We start from the raw sequence: 23,913 nt of genomic DNA on the forward strand, positions 1-23,913 counted from the left end.
CGGACACCATCCCCGCTACGACATCGATGGAATGAACAATCGTGTCGGGACGACGATATTCGGGTCCGATTTATCACGGCTATAGGCCGGATTGAGCGCCCTGTCGGTGAAATTCTGCGTCTCATGCAGCCGGCGCAGGTTCTGCTTTTCCTGCTCGAATCGCTTCCTCCGTTCTCCCGACTTGTCCGATCCCCGCGACAGCGATTCATGGTGATAGAGGCAGGCAAAGGGCGTCCAGATGATGCGGTAGCCGGCCTTGTGGGCGCGCAGGCAATAGTCGACGTCGTTATAGGCGACGGCGAAATTCTCTTCGTCGAACAGGCCGATCTTCCCAACGCAGTCGCCCGAAATCAGCATGACTGCGCCGGTTACGCAGGTCATGGTGTTGCGCAGATGCAGCCGGTTCATCGGGCCGCCGAATTCCTTTGGCTTGTTCATATACCAATGGCCGGCCAATCCGCCGAAGCCGATGACCACGCCTGCGTGCTGCATCTTGTCGTTCGGGAAAAGCAGCTTGGCGCCGACGATGCCGGTCCTGTCATAGGCAAGGCAAGAGACCATCTCCTTCAACCAGCCGGCCTCGATGACTTCGACATCATTGTTCAGGATCAGATAGTGCTCGCCCGTCGCGGTGCTCAGGCCGCGATTGACCGAGCGCGAGAAATTGAAGGCTTCCGGCGTGACTGTTGCTGAGAAGTTTTGATGCGTCTGGCGATAGCGCTCGTAGAGATCGAGCACCGCCTTATCCGTGGACCCGTTGTCGACAACAAGCACCTCGAAATCCGGATAGTCCGTCTTCTCGAAGAGATCGTGAAGGATGCGTGAAATAAGATCGAAATTGTCCTTGCTGGGAATGACGACAGAGATTTTAGGCCATTCGCCAGGCGGTTCAAACATCACGCGATGCAGTGTCTTGGTCAGTGCCCCTTCGACCTGAATTGCTTGCTGCTGCCGTTCGAATCTCTCCGTCAGCGCCTTCCTCGCATTCGTTGTCGCGGCATCCATGAACTTGCGCGAATAGGTCTTGCCATTGCGGCGCCACCAGTAGGCCGGGTAGGGCAGATGGAGGATGCCTTGCTCGGAAAGCCCCTCCAGATAACGCAGCAGCAGATCGTAGTCCTGCGACCCGTCATAACCGGTGCGAAGGTAGCCGATCTCCCGAAGCCGGCTGTGGCGATAGACCGAGAAATGATTGATGTAGTTGACGCCGCTCAGCAGAACGGAGTCATAGGCCGGCTTCAGCATGACGCCGGTCGGCTTCAAGGTGTCGTCGACGACGAGCTCGTCGGTATAAAGGAAATTGGCGTCCGGGTTCTGCTCCAGCGTATGCCGGATGAGCTTGAAGGCGTGAGGCGCAACGACATCGTCATGGTCGAGAAAGGCGATCCACTGGCCGCGCGCCTGGGACAGGCCGGAATTGGTGGCGGCTGCGATGCCGCCATTGCGTTCATTCAGCACGAAGCGGATATTGTCCTTCGCCTGCTGCGACTTATACCATTGCCGCGTTTCCGCGGACGTCGAGCCATCATCGCTCAGAATGAGCTCCGTGCCCTGTTCCGCCTGCATTTCGAAAGATCTGACGAGATCGTCCAGATATCGCGGCGGCGCATTGTAGACGGGCACGACGACGCTCAGCCAGCTCCCCGCCGTTGCCGATACCGGTAAGGCGACGAGATCAGAGCCAAGCCGATAGTTCGCATCCGCATATTGGATCGTCAGGCTGGCGGCTCGCTTTCCGAATCTGAGCTTCGGTATTTTGGTCCAATGCCGCGGAAGCTTGCCGAGATCGACGCGCTCGGTCTTTTCCTCCGTGTCGAGGAGCTGCGCTATATATTGTTCGGCCGATTTTGCGGAGGAGAAGGCCTTGATCTCAAAGCTGAATGTCGTCGGAAAGCTCACCGGATCGGCGCGCAGGGCGCAGATGGAACCAACCGATCCAATATCCGCCGTGACGATGAAGCGGCGTGCTTCGGTGAGGGAAACCGCATCCTTCTCGCGAAAGCCGTAGCCGCGATTGACATAGAATTTTGGATCTATCGGTTCGTCGGTTGCGGCTATGTGAAGGACGAGCAGTCTCTTCCTGACAGGTGAAAACCTGATCTCAAAGGCCGGATCATCGCCCTGGGACTTCCACAGATTGGAATCCGCGCTCGTTGTGATTTCACGCTCCAGGTCGGTGTTCGGTAAGATCTTCAATGTCATCGATTTGTTTCTATTCCGACGTCAATAACGCATTGTTCAAAGAGTAGCGGTTTCAAGCGGGGTCACCGACGGATTCAACCGAACACCGGGAAATTCCGGTGTCGCATACTCGCGCATCTTTTCAATCGAGTTTCGCGTCGCATCGCGGGCGGCAAGGCGACTCTCCTTGTCCGTCGCCAGCCGGTCGATTGCCGCCAGCCACTCTTCGGTCGTGTTGCCGACGTGGAACTCTCCGGAGACGGCACAGCGCGAAAATGTCGGGCATCGCGAAAAAATGGCGGCAGCTCGCAGGCGGCTGATATCGACCCGCTTTGTGTCGGCTCGGCTCGCATTCGTCTTTCCCGGCAGCAGAGGGGCGAGAGCGATATCGGCATTCTGCTGCGTCGTTCTAGCGAGATAGGCTGGCCAGGATAGCGGGGTGACGATCGTCATTCTCGCGGGATCAATGCCTTGACGATTCCAGCTGCGCGCAAGCGTGCCGCTGGCGAAGACCTCGAAATGCAGATTGGCATGCTTCTCCATCGCAGCCTTGACGATCGGCATCAGGAATTCATGTTCGTGACGATGAACGCCGGTTGCGTGGTACACCATCCGCAGCGGCTTCACGTCCTCGTCCATGGCGCCTAGGGAGGTCCTGGCAGGAAGCGCCGGCATGGGGTTCAGAATATCGATCCGGTGGTCGGTGGCGGCAAGGGTGCCGGCCAGGACTTCGGTGGAGACCCATATATGGGTCAGCAACCGATTGATCCGCGGCAAGGGACGGACCGCCAGCGTCATCAGCCTGAATTTGTAGGGCCAGCTCGCCTCTTTGCCGGTCATGACGGCTCTGATGTCGTCATCGACGAAATAAGCCACGCCGGCAAGGCTTTCGCGCCTCTTTTCCAGCCAGCGCAGTTGCGGCTGCTTGATGTAGCGGCAAATGATAACGAAGAGGCCATCGTTGTCGATCGCATCCAGCGGATCATCGAGCCCCTTCATGATGACCGGGACCTCGGCGAGCTTGGCGCGCTCATCGAGATAATAGCTCACGGTCGGGTTGGGATATCGCGAGAGGATAAGCAGCCGCTTTGCCGCGCGATGAGGGGCCTTCTCCTTAGCGGCTAGAGGTTGCGGCTTTGGAAGCAACCGGTAGGCAATGTCTCGCAGCGTTTGCATGGGGCCGTCCATGCGATTCTAAGCGAGGCGGTTTCGGAGGTTCACTAAGACCCCGAACACTGCTCCCCAAATCAACAACGTCGCGCCAAAAATGCCGCTGATCCAGAGCAAGCGTTGTGGATATTCCGCCTCATCAGGCAGATCCGGCGCGAGGAAGGTATCGAGGTAGAGAAGCTGCTGCTTACTGACGAACCGAACCTGTTCCAGCGTCTTCATGCTTGTTGCGAATTGCTGTTCCGCCAGATTCTGCTCGAGTTCGCGCTGAGACAAGTCAACGGAAACGTTGGCAAGATTTTGTTCGGATTTGTTCTGTCCGGCGATCTGGTTGTTCAGCTGGTCCAGCTGCGCTTGCTTGCTGTCGATTTCTCGCTTGAGAACGCGCATCTGCGGAGCGTTGGCCGACACGGTCACAAGCTGCGCATCATATCTTTGCTGAAGATCGATTTTCTCCTTCCGCACGGACGAGATCAGGTTGGTCAGAACCGTTGACGATCCCTCGACGCTGAGGACGCCGCTTTGGTTGCGCGCCGTCAAAAGCCGATCCCGCGCATCCTGCAACTGGTTCTTGGCGTTATCCAGATTCGTTTGAGCCGTCGCAATGACATCGCGCCAGATGCGGTTATTGACGTCGTTGACGACGGCTTCGGAAGCCGCGACGACCTCCTGCAGCACCTTCCGGGCATCGACTGCCGAGAACGCCCGGGCCTTGACCGTCACGATACCGCTATTCGCGTCGATTTTGACCGAGATCATATCTTCCCAATAATCAAGCAGCTTCTCCGAACTCGTGTCGCGCTTGAGCCTTGCAATGGGATCGATCGACTGGTCCCCGTAGATCCTTTGGAAGTCGACCTTGCCTTGGAGGGCCGTCACCATATCCTTGCTTTTGATGAAGTTGGTGACGATCAGCGTGTCCTGAACGATTTGAGCCGCCGGCAGGCCCGTGACCTTGGTCAGCTGGTTTCCACCGAGTGCCGGCGTCGAAGTCCGCACGGTGAAGCGCGTCTCCGACTGGTATTGATCGGACGCCATGAAGGTAAAATAATAGATCGACGCGACGTTGGGGACGAGAAGCAGCAGGAAGATAGACGCCAGCATCGCCCTGCCGATGATCTGCTGCATCGGACGCGGCCGCAGGCCGACGGCCTTGAACAATTGGCTTCGCCTCGATGTCGAAAAGCGCAATTTCCGCGCGGTCACGGACAGATTCGCAGCAACGCTACGGCTGTGCTCCGTGGCGCTGAGTTGAATCGTTTTTGACGCGTTTTCGGTGTCGTGAGCCATATCGGGCCTTGTCGGCAATCCCTCGAGTCTATCGGTTCAGTCTATAATAGGCTTCGATAGCCTGCTCTACCTTATCGAACACGATAAGCCTGCCGTCGACAAGCAGCATGCCCTTGTCGCAATGCGTACTGATCATGCTCATACTATGGGAAACCATGATGATGTCGGACGTCTTGCGTCTGCTTTCGAATGCGATACGGCAGCGCTCCTGAAACCGGGCATCGCCGACGGCAAGCACTTCATCCACCAGATAGCATTCGAATTCTATGGCCATCGAGAGCCCGAAAGCCAGGCGCGCGCCCATCCCTGAGGAGTAGGTGCGCACGGGCGCATCCAGGTAATCCCCCAGTTCTGCGAACTCTTCCACGAAGCGGGAGACGCGCCTGACATCCTCGCCATAGGCACGGGCGACGAAATGAACATTCGCCCGCCCGGTCATGAGGGGATTGAAGCCGCTGCTCAAGCCGAGCGGCCAGGAGACGCGCACATCCTTGGCGATCCTGCCCGAATTGGGCAGCATCGTTCCGGCGATCATTCGAATGGTGGTCGATTTTCCGGCGCCGTTCACCCCCAGCAGGCCATAGGAATAGCCCGTCTGGAATTCGCAGTTGACGCGATCGAGAATGACCTTCTTTCCGGCTTGGGTCTTGAAGAACTTCGACACGTTGTTGAAGCGGATCATGACGCACACCCTCTCATATCCGATGGTCCTCCACGGAGGCCCAGATGAGGGAAAGCGTCGCCCATGTCACGATCAGTGCGAGCAGGATGATCAGTGGCGTACTGACACGGCGGGGGAAGATCGACTCTTCCGGCCGCACCGGTTTGACGAAGACGGCAAGGTATAGCGTCTTGCGCAGCGCTTCGGCGAGCACCGCATCGTAGTTCTTCTGCGAACTCTCGTACAGCTTTTCGGCGATCATGCGATCGGTTTCGAGCCTCGAATATTCCACCAAGGCTTTCGCCAGACTTGCATTCTCCGGACCGGTCAGCTCCGATTTCATCTTGTCGATCTGCGCATCCAAACTGTCCTTGGTGAGGTTCAGCTGCTGATAGGTTGGGGAGCTTTGGGCATTGGATTGCCGCATGACGAAGAGGCGCGTCTCAAATTCCATCTTCTTGGCAAGCAAGCCCGTAAGAAGCGTGCCGCTGCTTTTGGCCTGCATCTGCGGGCTGAGCAGCCCCGATGCGTTTTGAAATTGATTGAGAGCGATCAGCGTATCGCCGTAGGTCTTGCCGCTTTTTTCGACCTCCGCCTTCATGCTCCTGACGATATCGTTGCGTGCCCGGACGGAAAGCTCGTTGATCAGCTTTTCGCTTTCATCGATGATCGCATCGGCGAGTTTTACGGAATCGTCCGGCGCGAAAGTCCTGACTTTCAGCGTGATGATGCCGGAGGTGACGTCTATGTAGGCGGTGACATGGTCGTTCCAATATTTCAGGAACTCCTCGTCGGATTGGGAAGAACGGAAGCGTGTCAGAAAATCCGCATCCTGCTTCGTAAACATCGACCGGTAATCGAGTTTCGTACCGATCCGTTTCAAGATTTCCGTCGAATGAATGAAGCTGGTGACGACATAGGCATCCTGCGAAGCCGAGCGCATATTGAGAGCGCTGGCCGCCCCCCCTGCGCTGCCGGAGGAATCGCTGCTGCTGCTGCCGCTGTCGCCGGCTCCCGACACGGCGCGAACGGCAAAGCGCGCTTCCGCCACATATTGGTCGGAAGCAATGAAGGCGTAGTAGACCGTGCTCGCCAAGAAAGGGAGAATGACGAGAAAGATGAAGCCAACCAGCCTTAGCGGCGGCTTGCCGCCGGATTGGCTCTCCGGCTCCTGCCCATCATGGACAGGCATGTACTCGATTTCCTCCAGGTCAGCGCTCTTGCGCTGGCTGGGCATTCTGCGCCGAAACAGGGATGGCAGAATATGCCGACCCTGTTTTACCTGCGGACGTTCCTGAACGATCGCGTCTTCGATGACTGGTTTTGGCATATCAGCTTACAATCGTTTCCGGCAGTTCAGATGCGGTCGGCTTCATCGCCTCGCGGACATAGTGGTCGAAAATCAGATCCTCTTCGAGCATAAGTTCAGCAATATGCAATGAACGCAACCGTGTAGCAACGTCCTCAAGAGCGCTATGCCTTGGCGGCAGCGGGAAGTCGTCAACCGAAATCCCGAGCAGCCCGCTCACGGCATGCTGGAAATAGAGGCTGTCGGTATCGCGTCCGACGATGGCAAAGCGCGACAGAAGATCAATCGCGGTGGCGACATCGGAGCGCGTCACGGTCTGCTCCGGTATGGTTGTCGCCAATTGCCGGGTGACGGGCGAGACCAGCACGGTACGGACATTCTGCGGCGCCTTCTTGAGGGCCGCCTTCAAGGAGACTTCGCTGTCAAGATTGACGTCGGCAAAATGTTCGGCCGCGGGCGCCAGGATGATCTTGTCGCGGTCACCGAAGAAAGAGATCTGGGTTTTCGCCATTCGCTTCAGAAGAAATATCCGCAAGGCCATCTCGTAATAGGGGTCGGTGAGCAGAGCGATCGCCTTGAACCCCTTGTCCAGAAACTCCTCGTAATTGCGCATCAACAGGCGACCGCTAATGTAGATCGACTGTATGGCGTTCAGATGAAAAGCTTGAAGCGCGGTCTCGTGGCCGAAGCGCTCCACCGACGAAAGTTCATATTGAAAATGGCGGCCGCAATGATGATCGAATTTGACCATCGGCAGCAGTTGCGTTTCGAGCCGCACGACCTTCAAGGGGACGGGTTGCGACACCTGTGGCCGCCGATAGATCAGCAGCCCGGACTTTGCGTCATGGATCGTGAGTGAAGCGCGTTCCGCCAGATCGGGAATGATCGTGGTATCGAGCTTGAAACCGACGCGGCCGTCCTCGTGCCGACCCGAATCGATGACCGCCTGTTTGACCTGATCGCAGGGCAATATCATCATTTCGCCGCTGGCATCGGATACCTTGATCTGCGGCTTGTCTGAAAAGCCGTCGGGGATCAGATATCCCTCAAGCAAATCACCCTGATCATATTCGAGGTTAAAAAGCACGGATGTCCTCCGCTGCCTCCACCCGGCACGGGTTGTATCCAGATCGACCAACGAAACGCATCAAATTATCCGCCGCATCACAAAACGCATGAGCCCGTTCTTCGATATCGCTGACATCGATTTCCGCCATGGGATTTTCGTCAGGCGTCGCCAGACGTTTTACGCGCCAGCAGCGAAAAGCTCGGACCGCCAGGATGATTCAAGTCTTCATCTCTGATGATGACTTCATTAAAGCCAAATTCGCGCAACAACATCAATATATCGTTCCGATGCATCCAAAAATGCCGATCTTTCATGCCGCCGCAGAAGGATGCATTGGCATTGGCATGATGGTAGCTGCGCTCGTAGTAGCGGACCGGATTGCCGTCGACTATTCTCGTTTCGACGTTGCCGCTGAAAGGCAGCCACCGCACGTCGTCGGTCGGCATGGCCTCCTCCAGGACGAAATGTGTCCAGATGAAAACTGCATTGGCGCGCAGTGCCAGTAGCCGAAGAAACTCGCCAGGGTCGGCCATATGATAGAGAACGCCGGATGCGAACGCCAAGTCGTAGACGCCTTCCCGTTCTTTCAGCCATGCCTGGATGTCACCCAGCACAAATGAGGCATTATTGATCCTGAGGATCTCCTTGGTGACGAGGCATCTTAGGAAACAGAGGCGGTTTGCTTCGATCGCGTCGATTCTTGCCGCTTGATGCTGATGCAACATATAGGTGTGCATCCCTTCAAGCGGGCCGATTTCCAGAACCGTCTTGCCCTCGATCGAGCCGAAAGTTCGCAGTGCCCAATCGATGCGGTCGTCCGCATAAAGAGGCAGCTTTCCGGCCTCTAGGTTGAACTCCGGCGGAAAGGCGCAATTCCATCCCGGAAGGGCGTTGATGGCGTTCTGGTGGCTCGGCGCACCTTGTTCGTACTGATCGAATATCTTCAGCGGATTCTTCGACGGTTTCTTTCGCGGGCGTTTTGAAAAGCTAAGCATTCACATAACCTTCGTTTCCATCGGCATTAAGCCGATCTGGTGGAGTTGCCAGGTTCGCCCCGGATGGAATCGCGATCGGCGTCATCCTTCTTTGCCTCGAAAATACGCTCCGTAGCAAACCGGGGTATTTTATGAAGGCCTTGATCGTGCCTCGATTTGCCGAGGCTGCTTTCGTATAAACGTAAAACTGCGTCGCCTGATGCCCGGAAAGCCTGCTTCTCTTTCGACCGCCGCCGTCGGGTGATTGTCTCGATGAAGGCCGAGATTCGACAACTTTAATATCGTGACCTGTCGTTTCGTTGTGAGCTGCGGTTTAGGATTTCAGTCTCTTATAAGCGATAGAAAGCGGCTGAAAAGCGGGGAAAGTGCGAATTCATGAAAGTTAATTTCGTTGCCCCGACGGGTTTCCATTGACGTCACTGCTTAACGAGTCTTTACCATCTTTCAGAGAATTTTAATTTAAAATCCCCAAAAAGTAGCTAGGCAAATTGCCCAGCTCCGCTTTGCCCTCTATAGGGTGATCAGACGTTTAGCGAACTCCAGGTGTGTTCGGATGACCGCATCTGACTTTTTTTGATTGTATTCCCAGTGTTATGGGCTTGTTGATGGGCGCCCGTTATGCTTTTCAAAGCGTCGTTAAACTTAGATGCATACGATGCCGGTCCGAGCCACTGGGTAATGACGGCAGCTAATAGGTTTGAGGTTATTCAGTTGATTCGTATTGGCGCCGTACTTTGTTGTGTAGCCTTGGCGGGCTGTAATGCTGTTTCGAGTGAAGGACCGCTTGCCGGTGCCATTAACAGCGATGCTGGGCAGTCCGGCGCCGAGCTTGGCCGCAAGAATGCAGCCGTTTTTGATATTGTCGACATCGACAGTCGCAGCGCGCGACTGGTTTCAGATTATGTTTCTTCGACGCTTAGCCGCCGGTTTGGCATCGGCGGCGGCGTAGGACCCGTTGCTATCGGCGTCGGCGATGCATTGAAGGTAACCATTTTCGAAGCAGGCGCGGACGGTTTGTTCTCGACGGCGCAATCGAAACAGGTGTCCCTGGATATCGTCGTGCAGCCAGATGGGAAGGCAGCGATTCCCTATGCCGGCTCGGTTCGATTCGCCGGCAAGACGCTCGACGAAGCGCGCAAGGCGATTTTGGCCGCCCTGGCTACCAAGGCCGTCGAACCCGATGTCATCGTAACGAGCATGGGAACGCCGTCGCGAACCGTCACGGTTTCCGGCACGGTCGGCCGTCCTTCGATGGTTTCATTGAACCTGACTAAGGAAAAGATCACGGAAGTCATCGCCAAGGCCGGTGGGCCTTCGACGCAGCCGTATGAAACCTATGTCACGCTGGTTCGCGGTAGCAAGACAGGAACGGTTCTGCTGAAGTCGATCATCGAGCATCCCTCGGAGGACATTTATGTTCAGCCGGGCGACCAGATTTTCCTCTTGCGTGATCCGAGAACCTTTACGCTGCTTGGCTCTGTTCGCGGCGACGGCCGTATCGAGTTTGGGGCTAACGATCTCAATCTTCTCGAAGCCGTTGCCCTGGGGCATGGTGCGATCGACGATTCGAGCAACGCCAAGGGCTTCTTCCTGTTCAGATACGAAGAGCCTGAAATCGTCAGCAGCCTGCTTGGTCCGGCGCGGTTCCAGGGGCTGCTGCGCAAGGGAATGCTGCCGGATTCGAAGGGACGTTATCCGATCGTCTATCGTTTCGACATGTCTCATCCCGACAGCTTGATCGTCGGGCAGACGTTCCCGATCAAGAGCCGCGACGTGATTTATGTATCGCGTCATCCTTCCGTGGATATTCGCAAGTTCCTGAGCATCGTCGGTGCGCCGTTGGGCATCGCGGCGCAGGGCGCTGCGACGGCGGCGGTTCTCAATCAATAGCCGGAAGGCGGAGATGGCGGCCCGAATACCAGCTGCTGCGTGCCAGCCGGCAAACGCCGCATTTATATACCGTCGAGATGGATGACCTTATCCAAGGCTTGAGATTGGCCGTGAATTGATCCAGATAACGATCGGCGTTAGAGAGAACCTGGAAGTACGATTCTGGATAATGCACGCTTAACGTGTTGTTTTGGCTATTGCGCCGCAGCATACTGGCTGGGAGTGCGGCTTTTATCAGTGACAACCACGGATAATTATGGTGTGAACGATCAACAACGAAATTATCCAGCTTGATACGACGCACTTTGTAAAAATATTGCCGAGAGATCATGACAGTTGAAATTATCGGACGCGCAAGCGTTGCCCCCGGAGCGGGTTCGATCGAAGAGCTTCAGCTCCTTCTCAAGGAAGGGCGTAGCACCGTAAGCCGCATACCTGAGGAGCGCTGGGACCTTGCGCGCTTTTGGCATCCGGCTGTTGGAGTTCAGGGAAAGACCTACACTTACGCTGCCGGTGTTATCGACGATATATTCGCCTTCGATCCCGCGGTGTTCGGCCTTTCGCAACGCGAAGCCATGCAGATGGATCCGCAGCAGCGTATCCTTCTCAATGTGATATGGCGCGCGCTGGAAGATGCGAACTTGCCGGTCGATGGTTTCGAAGGCCAGAAAGTTGGCGTCTACATCGGCGCATCGTCGCTCGAGCACGGTAATCTGACGCTTGAGGATCCCGCCTCCGGCAGCCCGTATTTCATGACGGGCAACACGCTTTCCATCGTTTCCAACCGTATCTCTCACATATTCGGGCTGCGAGGCCCGAGCATGACGATCGATACGGCCTGTTCGTCGTCGCTGGTCGCTTTGGATCAGGCCATGCGGGCGCTGGAATGCGGCGAGATCGATACCGCCATCGTCGGCGGCATTAACATACTGCTCCATCCGATGTCCTTCGTCGGCTTTGCGCAGGCACGTATGCTGTCGCCGGAGGGGCTCTGCCGGGCCTATGACGACAACGGTCGCGGCTATGTCCGTGCCGAAGGCGGCGCGGCGATCGTGTTGCGCCGGACCGATGTTGCCTTGCGCGAAAAAGATCGCAGCTACGCGAGAATCCATGCCGTCGGTGTCAACTCCTCCGGCCGCACGAACGGTATCTCACTGCCGTCACGGGATGCGCAGGCCGCCTTGCTGCGTTCGATCTATGAAGGGCACAATATCGACGTCAATCGCATCGCCTTCGTCGAGGGCCATGGGACGGGAACCAAGGTCGGCGATCCCGCCGAGATCTGGGCGATCGGCGAAGTCATCGGACGGAAGCGTCGGGCGCCGGTGCCGGTCGGCTCGATCAAGACCAATATCGGACATACCGAGCCGGCATCCGGCCTTTTCGGCCTGCTGAAAGCGGTGATCGCGCTTGAAAACAACTTCCTGCCGGCATCACTGCATTTCGACCTGCCGAATGAAAATATCGACTTCGAAGGATTGAACGTCCGGATCAACACCTCTGCGATCGAACTCCTTCCCGCAAAACAACCGCGCTTCGCCGGCATCAATTCCTTCGGATTCGGTGGCACGAACGCCCACGTCGTGATCAGCGATCCAGATCCCGTTGCGCCGCCTGAGCCGCAAAATCGCGGCGAAGGGGTGGTTTTCGCCGCGAGCGCCCATACGGCATCCGCGCTTTCCAAATTGCTCGAAGACTACAAGATCCGCCTTGAAAATGCCGAGCCTAAGGAGGCTCGCCAGATCGTTGCCTCCGCTGCTGCCAATCGCGAGCCCATGCGTCATCGCTTCGCCGTCCGCGCCAAGGACAGCGCGGCGGTGCTTGCCGCAATCGATGCGCATCTTGCCGGCGAGAGCTCGGTCGGCGAGGCCGGCGAAGCGCCTGTACAGGCTGCGAAAATCGCCTTCGTCTTTTCAGGCAACGGTTCGCAATGGGCAGGCATGGGCGTTGGCGCCTATCAGGAAAACCGCCACTTCCGTCAGTGTTTTCAGTCCTTCAGCGCGCTTTTCGAATATTATCTCGGCGAGAAGCTGACGGATATTCTGGTCGCTCCGGATCTTTCCGTGCGGCTGGCCGATACCAAGATCGCGCAGCCGCTGCTGTTTGCAGTCCAGGCCTCGCTTTCGGACAGCCTGTGGGCCATGGGCGTCAGGCCGGATGCGGTTTTCGGCCATTCGGTCGGGGAAATTGCCGCCGCCTATGCCGCCAAGGCGCTGACGGCGGCTGAGGCTGTCGCCATCGTTGCTAAACGTTCGGTGCATCAGGATCTCCTAGCCGGCGAAGGCAAGATGGCTGCCGTGGTGCTCAACGAGGAAGCCGCGCTTGCATTTGCGAGGTCGCACGGGCTCGACAATATCTGCATTGCGGCGATCAATGCCCCGAATTCTGTGACGATTTCCGGACCGATCGATGAGATAGAGGCGTTCAGGGATGCTGCGCGCAAATCCCATATCGTCGCTCACGTCCTCGACATCAATTATCCCTTCCATCATCCGATCATCGACCGCGCCAAGGATGCATTCCTGGCGGATCTGCCCGATGTGGCACCGGATGGCGGGGCAGGGACCTTCATTTCGACCGTGACGGGTGAACTGCGCGACGGACGGCTGCTCGATGCGCAATATTGGTGGCGCAACGTGCGCGATCCCGTGCTTTTCAAGGCCGGCTGCCAGGCAGCCATGGCGATGGGATGCAATCTCTTCATCGAGATTTCGCCCCGTCCGATCCTGTCCAATTATGTAGCGGATATCGCAAAGCAGGCCTCTATGCAGGTTGTCGCCATCCCGACCCTGCTGCGCGAAGCTTCTGTGGCAGGTCACGACCCGGTGTCGCAATCATTTGCGCGTGCTGTTGCCAATGGTGCACCGGCGTTGCGGGGGCGCGGCACTGCCGGGCGCAACGCTTTCGTCAAGCTGCCGCCGCTTCCGTTCGAGCCGGTGGAACTGCGTACCCACGCGACGAGCGACGAGATCGATATTTTCGGTCGCGATGGCAAAAGCTCGTACAGCTTGCTCGGCTGGCGAACCGATCCCAATGGTTCGAGCTGGAAGAACCACATCGATGCCCAGCTCTTTGCCGACCTTGCCGAGCATGTGGTCGATGGCAAGGCAATCCTGCCGGGCAGCGGCTTCATCGAGATCGCGACCACCGCTGCACGGCAGTATTATGGTGCCGATGAGGTTGAAATCGGCAATCTGGAGATCGTTCGGCCGCTTGAGCTGCGCCAGGATCGTATGTCGGAATTGTCGACGATCCTGTCGCCTGAAACCGGAGATATAGAGATCCGGTCGCGTGAACGTCTCAGCCATGACGATTGGACCATTCACGCCGTTGCACGCTGCCGCAAGCCGATCGAGGGCGAAGGTTTCGACGATCGCCTGGCGCCGCAGGGCGGGGGGCGGAAAACTGTCCTGACGTCCGACGCGACCTATGAAACGGCGGAGCGTTTCGGGCTGCACTATGGCCCGTGCTTCCAGCTGCTGTCGAAGGCTGTTGCCTATGGACGGAATGCGATCGAGGTGGATCTCAAGCCGGCGGCCCCGCCGTCGCATCCCTTCGGGGCATATAATCTCAACCCCATGTCGGTCGATGCTGCATTTCATGGGCTTGTCGCCCTCTTCGACCAACTCTCCGGCGACGAAGCCGGCGCACCCTATATTCCCGTTCACTTCGGCACGATCAGGGTGTTCGGCAAGGGTGGGGCGATCGTCAGGGCGCTTATCGAGATCGATCGGTTCAGCGCCAATTCGATCAAGGCGCGCTTCAGCCTGTTCGATGCGAATGGCGAGCGTGTTGTCGTTCTCGACGACTGCCGTTTCCGCCGCACGCAGCTGCGCCGCCGCGCGACGCTCGATTCCGTCGCATTTCATTATGAGGCGGTCCCTTCAAACATTTTTGCTCGCCGAGAAAATTCGGACATGCAGTTGGCCGATGCTCGGCCGTTGCAGGGCGCAGGCGAGGATTATTCGTCCAGCAATGCGACCCTTCTGTTCGATGCGGCGATCTATCGTTCCTGCCATGATATCGCCCTGGCGGTTGCCGATCGCCGTGGTGTCGTGTCAATTTCCGATCTTCCCGGCGACAAGGAATTCAGATCCTTCCTGGTCAACTGTCTCTATATTCTGGAGGATGCCGGCATAGCTTCGGCGAGTGGTGGCGAATGGAAGATACCGCAGGAGCCGACGCTGCCGCCGGTTGCCGAACTTCTGCAGGAAATTTATCGCGAGGATGCCAGCCGAGTGGCCGAGGCCGTTCTCGTCAACAATGCCTATCGCGAAACGCTTGAGCGTTTGGCGGCCATGCGTCCGCATAAACTCGGGCATGAGCCGGCGATTGCGAGCTTCAATCTGCCAGGGGGGGCGACGCTGGAGCATGTGCTCGTTCAGTCCCCGCTGAGTGACAGAAGGCTTGCGATCCTCAAGGACGCTTTGACGTCCTCCATCGATGCCAACCCGGGTGCGATCCGGCAGATTGTCGAAATAGGGTCGATATCGGCTGCCTTCAGCCGCAAGCTGGCCGCCGTCGCGACTGCTGCGGGTGCCTGTCTCACCATCGCCGAGCCGCGCGAGCAGCTGCGTCGCGCGCTTGAAATCGCCTTTGAACGCGACCCGAATGTCCTCATAACCGAGCCGGCCAAACTCGCAGATTCGGCAGTTGCCGATATCCTCGTCACATCCAGCGACCAGAGCCGGCACCTCCTGCTGCATGATGACGGCATCAAGGCCATTGTTCGGAAAGTCGCCACCCGCGGCGGGCAGCTGCTGCTCGCTGATCGTGCGCCGAGCGCCTTCAATGATTTCGTTTTCGGCCTGTCGGAAGGCTGGTTCGAGGACAGTCAGTCGCCGGAATTTCCTGTGGGACGGCTTGGCACGATGCAGCAGATCGAGGATCTGCTTGCAGGCTTGGGCTTTGCCACGGCCCAGGTTCGTGAACTGACTTTCCCCGAAGGGACGCTGATTGCTGCGTCCGCCGTAGCCGAACCGCTGCCGGGGGCAATCGGCCAGGTGGAGATTTCCGAGCAGCTACTGATCTTGTCCGAGAAGGGCAGGAATGGCATGAGCGGCGTGGACAAACGAGCCGTCGTCGTCGAGCTGGGTCAGCGGCCCGTAGATGTTGTCGAAGCCCTTGAGGCGCTCGATCGCAATCCGCGTCGGATCGTTTATCTCGCGAATTCGAAGCACGACCGCGACCTCACCGAACTCTCGCTGTTCCGTCTTTCGACCTTTACCGAATTGGCGACCGTCTTGTCGCGAAACGGCGGTGGTGCGCGGGCGAGATTGGTCATCGTCGCACCGGGCGGTTCGCCATTGGCCAATGGATCAATCGATGTCGCCAATGCGGGCCTGTGGGCCTTTGCGCGTGTCCTTAAGAACGAATATGACGCCTTCGACGTGCATCTGTTGGATGCCGAAGCGGACGATAAGCGAGCGCTTGCGGCCGTCGAAACCATTCTAGCGGCTGAGACCGCAAACAGGGAGTGGTTCCTTGATCGCTCGACCGGAGAAATCCGGGAGATACGGGCGGCGGCCGGGCCTTTCGCGGCCATCGAAGCGAACCGGCATGATTTTGCCGCCGCCACGATCCGGCAACATGCGAGCGGCCGCCTGGATAGCCTGGCCTGGGAGGAGACGAAACTTCCGGCACCAGAGGAGGGGGAGATCGTCGTTTCCGTCGAAGCGACCGGCCTCAACTTCCGTGACGTCATGTGGGCGATGGGTCTTTTGCCGGAAGAGGCGTTGGAAGACGGCTTTGCCGGCGCCACGATCGGCATGGAATTCGCCGGACGGGTATCCGCCGTCGGAGACGGCATCGAGGATCTGTATGTCGGCGACAAGGTCATGGGTATCGGACCCGCGGCCTTTTCGACGCATGTTCGCGTCCGTCGCGATGGCGTAACCAGATTGCCGGAGACGATGGAAACGGTTGCCGCTGCGACGGTGCCGGTCGCCTTCCTGACGGCCTATTACGCAATGGTCGAACTGGGGCGCATTCAGCCCGGCGAAACCATCCTGATCCATGGAGCCGCCGGCGGCGTTGGTTTGGCAGCGCTTCAGATCGCAAAGCTCAAGGGAGCCAGGGTGATTGCAACGGCCGGCACGGTCGAGAAGCGCCGCTTCCTCGAATTACTCGGGGCAGAGCATGTGCTTGACTCCCGCTCGCTGGATTTCGTCAACGGCGTTCGTCGTGTGACGGGCGGGGAGGGCGTCGATCTTGTTCTCAACTCGCTCTTCTCCGAAGCGATGGAGCGCAGCATCGAGCTGGTCAAACCCTTCGGGCGCTTCCTGGAACTGGGCAAGCGTGACTATTATTCCGATCGCAAGATCGGGCTGCGGCCGTTCCGTCGCAATGTCAGCTATTTCGGCATCGATGCCGATCAGCTGCTGGTCAACGTGCCCGAGCTGACGCGACGGATTTTCGCGGAGATCGGCGAGCTCTTCGTCGATGAAAAGCTGACACCGCTGCCGTATCGCGCCTTCGGCTATGACGAGATCGGCAATGCGTTCCGGCTGATGCAGAATGCAGGCCATATCGGTAAGATCGTCGTGCGGCCGCCCATTCCCGAGGTGGATAGCGTCCTGCCCGCGCCGGCCAAGTCTCTGCGATTTGATTCCAACGGCATTTTCCTTGTCGTTGGGGGCATCGGCGGCTTCGGGCTTACCGCTGCCGATTGGCTTGTTTCCAAGGGCGCGCGTCGCATCGCATTGAGCTCGCGCCGCGGCGAAGCCGATGCCGACACGAAGAAGGCGATGGGCGATTGGGCGAAGAAGGGCGTTGTGGCAACGCTGCATGCCTGCGATGTCACCGATGAGGCCGCCGTCGAGACATTGCTTGCTTCGCTTCGTGCCGAGGGTGCGCTGAGGGGCGTGATTCACGCGGCAATGGTCCTGGATGATGCGCTGCTTGCCAATCTGACGCCCGAGCGCAATCGGCCCGTTCTCGAGGTCAAGATACGCGGCGCCGAGATTCTCGATCGCTTGACGCAAAAAGACCATCTGGAACTTTTCCTGCTGTTCTCGTCGGCCACGACCATGCTCGGCAATCCCGGGCAGGCGAACTATGTCGCGGCAAACGGCTATCTGGAAGGCTTGGCGCGGGCGCGGCGCGCGGCCAGCAAGCCGGCGCTCGCCGTCGGATTCGGCGCCATAGCGGACAAGGGTTTCCTTGCACGCAACAGCGAGGTCAACGATCTGCTGTCCAAGCGCATCGGCAAGGCTGCGCTGAAGGCGCGCGATGCCCTGGAGCAGGTCGAGCGCTATATGCTGGCCGATAAGGGGGCCGTCGATGCCGCTGCTGTCATGATCGGCGAAATCGATTGGAATACCGTTCGTTTGCTGCCGATATCAGGCCGGTCCTTGTTCGAGCCACTGATGCGTCACGCGGGAAGCCATCAGTCGCTCAACGAAGGCGACAGCATCGATCTCACGGAACTGATCAGGGGCAAGTCGGAGGAGGAGGCGCAGGCCGCGCTCCACGCACTTGTCGCCGCGGAGATCGCTGCCATTCTGCGTGTGACCGAAGATACCGTGACGCCGGACAAGGTACTGAAAGACATCGGTCTCGACAGCCTGATGGCGATGGAGCTCGGGATGAGCTTCCAGCAGAAGACCGGCTTCGATATACCCTTGAGCGGTGTGGGTGAGGGTACGACCGTGAGCGACGTGGTCAGCCGTCTGCGCGACCGTGTCATGAATCGTGGCGGCGATGGCGCGGAGAGCTCTCCGACAATCGAGGATCAGGTGGTCGAACGCCTGGCCCGCAGCCACGCCGCCGAATAGGAAAAAGGGCCATCCAGTGACGACGCAAGATGCCAATGGCGGCAGTCCGGCAGGGCAGAATAAAAGCAATCTGCTCGAACAGATGCGCCGCGTCGGCGAATCCTCTGGGCGCAATCGCGCCGAGCGGCTGAACCGGCAATCTCTGCCGCAGCAGCGCCAGGCGATCCGCTTCGAAGACCTGCCGGAATTCAAGCGTGTCGCGACACAGCGGATGGCCGGCGAAATGCTTGGTGTCGCCAATCCCTTCTATCGTTCGCACGACGTTGCCGCTGGCGCGACGACGCGCATCGGCGGGCGCGAATTCGTCAATTTTGCCTCCTATGACTATCTCGCAACCAATACCCACCCGCACGTGGCCGCGAGCGCCAAGGAGGCGATCGACCGCTTCGGCATTTCCGCCTCCGCCAGCCGCCTCGTCGCGGGCGAGCGGCCCGCGCATATGGAGCTGGAGAAGAAGCTTGCCCATGTTTACGGCGTCGATGCAGCGGTTTGTTTCGTCAGCGGCTACCTGACCAATGTCGCGGCGATCGGCTGCCTTATGGGGCCTCAGGATCTGGTGATCCATGATGAATTCATCCACAACAGCGCATTGGCCGGCATCAAGCTTTCGGGTGCCGCGCGGCGGCTTTTCAAGCACAACGACATGGAGAATCTCGAGAGCATCCTGAAGACGCTGTCATCGGATTTTCGGCGTATCCTCGTCATCGTCGAAGGCATCTATTCGATGGATGGCGATGTTGCCGACTTGCCGGCTGTGCTGGAGCTGAAGGCGCGCTACGGCTTCTGGCTGATGGTCGACGAGGCGCATGCGCTTGGAATCCTCGGCAAGACGGGGCGCGGAACTTTCGAGCATTTCGGGCTCGATCCTCGTGACATCGATATCTGGATGGGCACTCTGTCGAAGACCACCTCGAGCTGCGGCGGCTATATCGCGGGCAGCAGCGCGCTTGTGGATATTCTGAAGGCGGAAGCGGGCGGTTTCGTCTACAGCGTCGGTCTTTCGCCCGTTCTTGCGGCGGCTGCGATCGCCGGCCTCGATATTCTTCAAGCCGAGCCCGAGCGAACGGAGCGCCTCGGTCGTAACGGCCGGCTGTTCCTGGAATGTGCCAGGGCGGCGGGCCTCGATACCGGCCTCAGTATCGGCCGCTCGGTCGTGCCTGTCATCGTCGGCGATTCGCTTCGCGCGGCACAACTGTCTAACGATCTGCTGGCTGAAGGCGTCAATGTGATGCCCATCATCCACCCGGCCGTGCCGGAGGGCATGGCGCGCCTTCGCTTCTTCATCACCTGCAATCATACCGAAGAGCAAATCCGCCGCGCAGTTGCCTTGACCGCCGCCAAACTCAAGAGCTTGGAGGACCGGAAATTCGGTCTGGCCTCGCTTGACATCGACAAGATGATGCAGTTGTTGCCGGCAGGCCAGATTTCGGGTGACAGATCGTAGCATCAGGGTGTGAATTTCATGCACGTTATCGTCACCGGAGGCTCAAGCGGAATTGGTCTGGCGATAGCGAAACTCTATGCCAGCCGAGGTAACCGAGTATCTCTTCTCGCACGCCATCAGGGCCGCTTGGAGCAGGCGCAGGCGGAGATCCTGTCGCTTCCGGGTATCAAGAGTTCCCAGGTCCAGATCGCATCCGTCGACGTGGCGTCTGCCGCACAGGCCGCGTCGTCTGTCGAGAGCTGCGAGGGCTCCTTTGGGCCATGCGATATTCTGATCGCGGCCGCCGGCATCGTCGAGCCGTGCGCTTTCGATGCCATGCCGGCCACCGTCTTCGATGAACAGGTTTCCATCAATCTCCTTGGCACCGCAAATGCCGTGCGCGCGGTTTACAAGGGAATGAAGGATCGCCGCGATGGCCGGATCATGATGATTTCCTCTGGGGCCGCCTTGATCGGTATCTTTGGCTACACCGCCTATTGCGCATCGAAGTCTGCATTGAGCGGCTTTGCCGAGGCCTTGAGCGCGGAGGCCGCCGCCTTCGGCGTTCGCGTCTCGATCTGCTTCCCGCCCGATACGCTGACGCCGCAATATCGGCGGGAGATCTCCATGCGCCCGGCCGAAGCGGAGATTCTGATGGACTCCGTCAAACCATGGAGCGCGGAGACGGTAGCCGCAAGGATCGTTCGCGGGGTCGATCGAGGCAAGGCGAAAGTTCATTTCGGGTGGTCGCTCGCGATGCTTGCCTATTTCGGCCCTTTGATAAAGCCGCCGTTGATGTGGTGGTTTTCGCGAAAGACGCGAAAAATAATTGGGAAAAAAGCAGGCTCAGGTCTTGGCGAAGGCGGCAGACTGAGGTTTTGATCATGATAAGTAATACGAAATAATTGTCGATGTGCGCCTTAGGGTAGAACATAGGCAGCAAACGGTGATTTAGGGAATTGGCGGCCCGTTCCCGATGGGCCGAGAAAACGCTGCCACGAACGGCGGGCATTGGATGGCGCAGTCTTGAAGCTTCATGATTTTCCGGTTCTTTTGACCGTCGCCTGCTTTGCGCTTTCTTGCGCGGTTGTATTCCTGACCGACATTTTCGCAATGCCGGCAGCCATCAATGCACAGAACCGTACCGAGAGAACATGGCGACGCCGTCTTGGCGACTTTGCCGTCAGAATTCCCGTCATCGCATTAATCTTCGCCTTCTTTTTTGCGATTTCCTGGCGCCCGATCTACAGCAGTCAGGCCGTCATCAGCTTCTTTGTGATCTTCACCGGGATTTCCCGGGCAAAATTCGAGTTCATCCGCGAGCCCCTGGTATTCTCCGACATCGCGCTCGTGGTCGACGTCTTCAAGTACAAGGAGATTTTCTACGCGACATCGCTGAACATCTTCTTCTGGATCATCGCCTTCGCTTATGTGTTCGGCCTAAGTGGCCTCTATATGTATTGGGAACCGGCGATCCTGCCGGCCCGGAACGGTGTTCTTTGGGTTTTTCTGATGTTTGCCGTGGCCATTGCGCCATGGCTCGCTCTCTTCAGCAGGATTGTCAGTGAACCGGTCTGTCGCTTCACGCAAAAATATCTCGTCAGGGTCGATGTCAAAATGGACACTGTCCGCTTTGGCACCTTCGCCTCGGTGGTCTTTCATTTCGTCATCTGGGTCGGCGTCAGGCGCGAGGCGATCGTCGCGGATCTGTCCGGACGTCTTATCTCCGCTTTGCATGAGCTTTGGGAGCACGGCGACGAGGAGCCGCTCATCGTCGTCTGGCAGTCGGAATCCTTCATCGATCTCAGACATTTCGGCGTCGAGAGCGTCAGGCTTCCGAATCTAGACCGGTTGCGGGAGCAGGCCGCTCAATGGGGCCGGATGTCCAGTGTTTTCGAAGGCGGTTATACGCTTCGCACCGAATTTGCGGTGCTGAGCGGGCTGCTGCCGGAAAACGTGCATATCGATGCCAGTTATCCCTATCTGCGCGCCAGCCACTACAAGGATGTCGTCTGGCCGGCGCGGTTGAAGAAGGCCGGCTGGAAAACGCAGTTCATTCATCCCTACGACAAGACTTTCTTCCTGAGGCATAAGGCGATGCCGCAGCTCGGCTTCGACCGGATGATGATGCTGGACGAGTTCGATCACAATTCGGAGCGCGATGGTCCTTATGTCAGCGACCAGTCGCTGACGAAGAGTGTGATTCGGGCGATCGACGAGGACGGAACGGACAAGAATTTCGTGTTCGTCGCATCCATGGCGAATCACGGCCCCTGGGAGCCGGGCCGCTGCGGCGACCTCGTCGATCCGGTGGATATCTATGCGGAGCTGCTGATGCGCGCCGATCATGCGCTCGGTAACCTGGCCCATCATCTCGACAGGCTTGATCGTCCGGTCTGGCTTCTGTTCTACGGCGATCATGCGCCGTTGCTGAAAGCGTTTGCCGATCCTTTCCCCGATCCACGCACCGACTATGTCATCGTTCCGCTCGGGCGGGCGCGTGCGCATTCGCAGAAGCCCACGCCGCCGCAGGAAGAAGCGCCTTGGAATTTCATCGGCGCCATGCTGCGCTATGCCGGATTGAGCACCGAGGTTCCGGAGTAATGGCCGGCGGGAAGGGGGAGGCGGATGATTCCCCACAGGTGTTCCTTTTCCTGCAAGGACCGTCCTCGCCGTTATTTGCGGAAACAGCCAGGATGCTTCGGGCTGCCGGCAGCCGATGCATTCGCATCAATCTGAATGCCGGCGACTGGATTTCCTGGCGCGCCGCCGGCGCTGTCAACTATCGAGGCAATTTTGCCGGTTGGCGTGACTATGTCCGAGGCCGAATCGAGGCCGACAATGTCACGGACATGATTTTGCACGGCGAGGAGCGCCCCTATCATCGCGTCGCAATCGAGGAGGCGCGACGATCGGGCGTCCGCGTCAACGTTGTGGAAATGGGATATTTGCGGCCGGATTGGGTCACACTCGAGCGGGACGGGCTATCCTCCAATTCGCATTTTCCGACGGATCCGGCCCATATCGTCGACGCCGCCTCGAATCTGCCCGAGCCGGATTGGACGCGTCGCTTCAGCCAGACCTTTCTCGCGGAAGCGCTCTACGATCTCGTCTACTATCTTCCGACCGTCCTTCTATGGTTTCTCTACCCCGGCTATCGCCGCCACGGGCTCTACCATCCTTTGATGGAATATGCCGGCTGGCTGCGCAGGCTTCCGGCTAGCGGCACGAAGTCTCGCGAGGCCGAAGGCCTGATCGAGGAGCTGATTGCCGGCGACAAGCGATTCTTCGTCTATCCGCTACAGCTCCAAACCGATTATCAGCTGCGCTCGCACTCGCCCTTTCATCAGCAGCAGGACGCCATCAGGCTGATTCTCCGATCTTTTGCGAAAAATGCCGCTCCCTGGACTGAGCTCGTTATCAAGCTGCATCCGCTCGACAGCGGGCTTGTGAATTGGAGAGCCTATATAAACCGCATCAGTGCCGCGTATGGTTTGTCTTCCCGCGTCCATTTCCTCGATGGCGGCAATCTCGACCGGTTGATCGTTGCCAGCCAGGGCATGGTGACAGTCAATTCCACCGCGGCGCTTTCGGCATTGCGTGTCGGCAAGCCTGTGAAAGTCCTGGGAACGGCGGTCTACGACATCGAGGGCTTGGGCGATCAAGGCCCCTTGGACCGATTCTGGACCCGCCCGGCACAGCCATCGGCGGAGCTTTGCGCGGCATTCTTCAAGCTGCTTGCCGCAGCAGTACAGGTGCGCGGCAACTTCTGCTCCAAGGAGGGAGCAAAATCAGCCGCCGAGCAGATCGCCAAGAGATTATTGTCGCGTACAGTCAATCTGCCCGGCGCCTATATCGAGCCGGCACCGCGGCAAAGGCCCTCGAAGATCTCGATACCCTGATCGCACGAGGAAACGCCGAGTTAAGATCAACACTCGTTTGGTCGTGGCGATGAAATCAACATCCCGGCTACTTACATGCGGATTTGTAGTAAACTGATGCAGCGATTCGGCGTTGGGGCCAAAGCGCACAGTCGTTTGTTGGGAGCAAACGCCATGGGTGGAAGTAAGATGGAAAGATTCATGCTGAAAGAACTGCTTATGATCATGGCAGCTCTTGGACTTGTTTCCGTGGTTCTTCTGGGAATTGT

Annotated in this window: 14 protein-coding genes; 6 read left to right on the forward strand and 8 right to left on the reverse strand. The window is 58.3% G+C overall.

Going from position 1 to position 23,913, the window contains the following annotated elements:
- Positions 1-15 precede the first annotated feature (15 nt).
- From RHSP_RS21175 to RHSP_RS21205, 8 genes are all read right to left on the reverse strand, one after another.
- Positions 16-2,202, reverse strand: coding sequence for a glycosyltransferase family 2 protein (locus RHSP_RS21175; RefSeq protein ID WP_004122411.1), 2,187 nt, complete (start codon positions 2,200-2,202; stop codon positions 16-18).
- 36 nt (positions 2,203-2,238) lie between these two features.
- On the reverse strand, positions 2,239-3,357 hold the full coding sequence (locus RHSP_RS21180) for a hypothetical protein (protein ID WP_157385399.1): 1,119 nt from the start codon (positions 3,355-3,357) through the stop codon (positions 2,239-2,241).
- 18 nt (positions 3,358-3,375) lie between these two features.
- The gene (locus RHSP_RS21185; RefSeq protein ID WP_240535479.1) at positions 3,376-4,512 is read right to left on the reverse strand and encodes a KpsE/RkpR family capsule polysaccharide export protein; all 1,137 of its coding nucleotides are present in this window, start codon (positions 4,510-4,512) and stop codon (positions 3,376-3,378) included.
- A gap of 157 nt (positions 4,513-4,669) precedes the next feature.
- The gene (locus RHSP_RS21190) at positions 4,670-5,323 is read right to left on the reverse strand and encodes an ABC transporter ATP-binding protein (RefSeq protein WP_004122418.1); all 654 of its coding nucleotides are present in this window, start codon (positions 5,321-5,323) and stop codon (positions 4,670-4,672) included.
- A 13-nt stretch (positions 5,324-5,336) separates the two neighbouring features.
- Positions 5,337-6,494: a KpsE/RkpR family capsule polysaccharide export protein gene (locus RHSP_RS21195; protein WP_240535480.1), complete on the reverse strand. Its 1,158-nt coding sequence runs from the start codon at positions 6,492-6,494 to the stop codon at positions 5,337-5,339.
- A 139-nt stretch (positions 6,495-6,633) separates the two neighbouring features.
- Positions 6,634-7,698, reverse strand: coding sequence for a hypothetical protein (locus RHSP_RS21200; protein WP_004122421.1), 1,065 nt, complete (start codon positions 7,696-7,698; stop codon positions 6,634-6,636).
- Entirely contained in the window at positions 7,688-7,828 is a 141-nt protein-coding gene (locus RHSP_RS34815) for a hypothetical protein (protein ID WP_157385400.1), read from the reverse strand. The genes RHSP_RS21200 and RHSP_RS34815 overlap by 11 nt, the downstream gene beginning before the upstream one ends.
- A 10-nt stretch (positions 7,829-7,838) precedes the next feature.
- The gene (locus RHSP_RS21205) at positions 7,839-8,417 is read right to left on the reverse strand and encodes a class I SAM-dependent methyltransferase (protein ID WP_240535481.1); all 579 of its coding nucleotides are present in this window, start codon (positions 8,415-8,417) and stop codon (positions 7,839-7,841) included.
- Between the two features lie 969 nt (positions 8,418-9,386).
- Between RHSP_RS21205 and RHSP_RS21210 the strand changes: the two genes are divergently transcribed.
- The 6 genes from RHSP_RS21210 (at position 9,387) to RHSP_RS21235 (ending at position 23,665) form a co-directional block, all read left to right on the forward strand.
- Positions 9,387-10,565, forward strand: coding sequence for a polysaccharide biosynthesis/export family protein (locus RHSP_RS21210; protein ID WP_037153535.1), 1,179 nt, complete (start codon positions 9,387-9,389; stop codon positions 10,563-10,565).
- 329 nt (positions 10,566-10,894) lie between these two features.
- Entirely contained in the window at positions 10,895-18,340 is a 7,446-nt protein-coding gene (locus tag RHSP_RS21215; protein WP_004122436.1) for a type I polyketide synthase, read from the forward strand.
- Between the two features lie 82 nt (positions 18,341-18,422).
- Positions 18,423-19,784: an aminotransferase class I/II-fold pyridoxal phosphate-dependent enzyme gene (locus RHSP_RS21220; protein ID WP_157385403.1), complete on the forward strand. Its 1,362-nt coding sequence runs from the start codon at positions 18,423-18,425 to the stop codon at positions 19,782-19,784.
- 18 nt (positions 19,785-19,802) lie between these two features.
- The gene (locus RHSP_RS21225; RefSeq protein ID WP_004122443.1) at positions 19,803-20,645 is read left to right on the forward strand and encodes an SDR family NAD(P)-dependent oxidoreductase; all 843 of its coding nucleotides are present in this window, start codon (positions 19,803-19,805) and stop codon (positions 20,643-20,645) included.
- Between the two features lie 144 nt (positions 20,646-20,789).
- Entirely contained in the window at positions 20,790-22,367 is a 1,578-nt protein-coding gene (locus tag RHSP_RS21230; protein ID WP_157385401.1) for an LTA synthase family protein, read from the forward strand.
- Positions 22,367-23,665, forward strand: coding sequence for a capsule biosynthesis protein (locus RHSP_RS21235; protein WP_004122449.1), 1,299 nt, complete (start codon positions 22,367-22,369; stop codon positions 23,663-23,665). The genes RHSP_RS21230 and RHSP_RS21235 overlap by 1 nt, the downstream gene beginning before the upstream one ends.
- Positions 23,666-23,913 lie beyond the last annotated feature (248 nt).

It is taken from the genome of Rhizobium freirei PRF 81 (assembly GCF_000359745.1).
In the GTDB taxonomy this organism is placed as follows: Bacteria; Pseudomonadota; Alphaproteobacteria; order Rhizobiales; family Rhizobiaceae; genus Rhizobium; species Rhizobium freirei.

Excerpts from the sequence above, each read along its gene's own strand:
- RHSP_RS21175 (WP_004122411.1), bottom strand. The coding sequence starts at position 2,202 with ATGACATTGAAGATCTTACCGAACACCGACCTGGAGCGTGAAATCACA.
- RHSP_RS21215 (WP_004122436.1), top strand. The coding sequence starts at position 10,895 with ATGACAGTTGAAATTATCGGACGCGCAAGCGTTGCCCCCGGAGCGGGT.
- RHSP_RS21190 (WP_004122418.1), bottom strand. The coding sequence starts at position 5,323 with ATGATCCGCTTCAACAACGTGTCGAAGTTCTTCAAGACCCAAGCCGGA.
- RHSP_RS21205 (WP_240535481.1), bottom strand. The coding sequence starts at position 8,417 with ATGCACACCTATATGTTGCATCAGCATCAAGCGGCAAGAATCGACGCG.
- RHSP_RS21195 (WP_240535480.1), bottom strand. The coding sequence starts at position 6,494 with ATGCCTGTCCATGATGGGCAGGAGCCGGAGAGCCAATCCGGCGGCAAG.
- RHSP_RS34815 (WP_157385400.1), bottom strand. The coding sequence starts at position 7,828 with ATGGCGGAAATCGATGTCAGCGATATCGAAGAACGGGCTCATGCGTTT.
- RHSP_RS21220 (WP_157385403.1), top strand. The coding sequence starts at position 18,423 with ATGCGCCGCGTCGGCGAATCCTCTGGGCGCAATCGCGCCGAGCGGCTG.
- RHSP_RS21180 (WP_157385399.1), bottom strand. The coding sequence starts at position 3,357 with ATGCAAACGCTGCGAGACATTGCCTACCGGTTGCTTCCAAAGCCGCAA.
- RHSP_RS21235 (WP_004122449.1), top strand. The coding sequence starts at position 22,367 with ATGGCCGGCGGGAAGGGGGAGGCGGATGATTCCCCACAGGTGTTCCTT.
- RHSP_RS21225 (WP_004122443.1), top strand. The coding sequence starts at position 19,803 with ATGCACGTTATCGTCACCGGAGGCTCAAGCGGAATTGGTCTGGCGATA.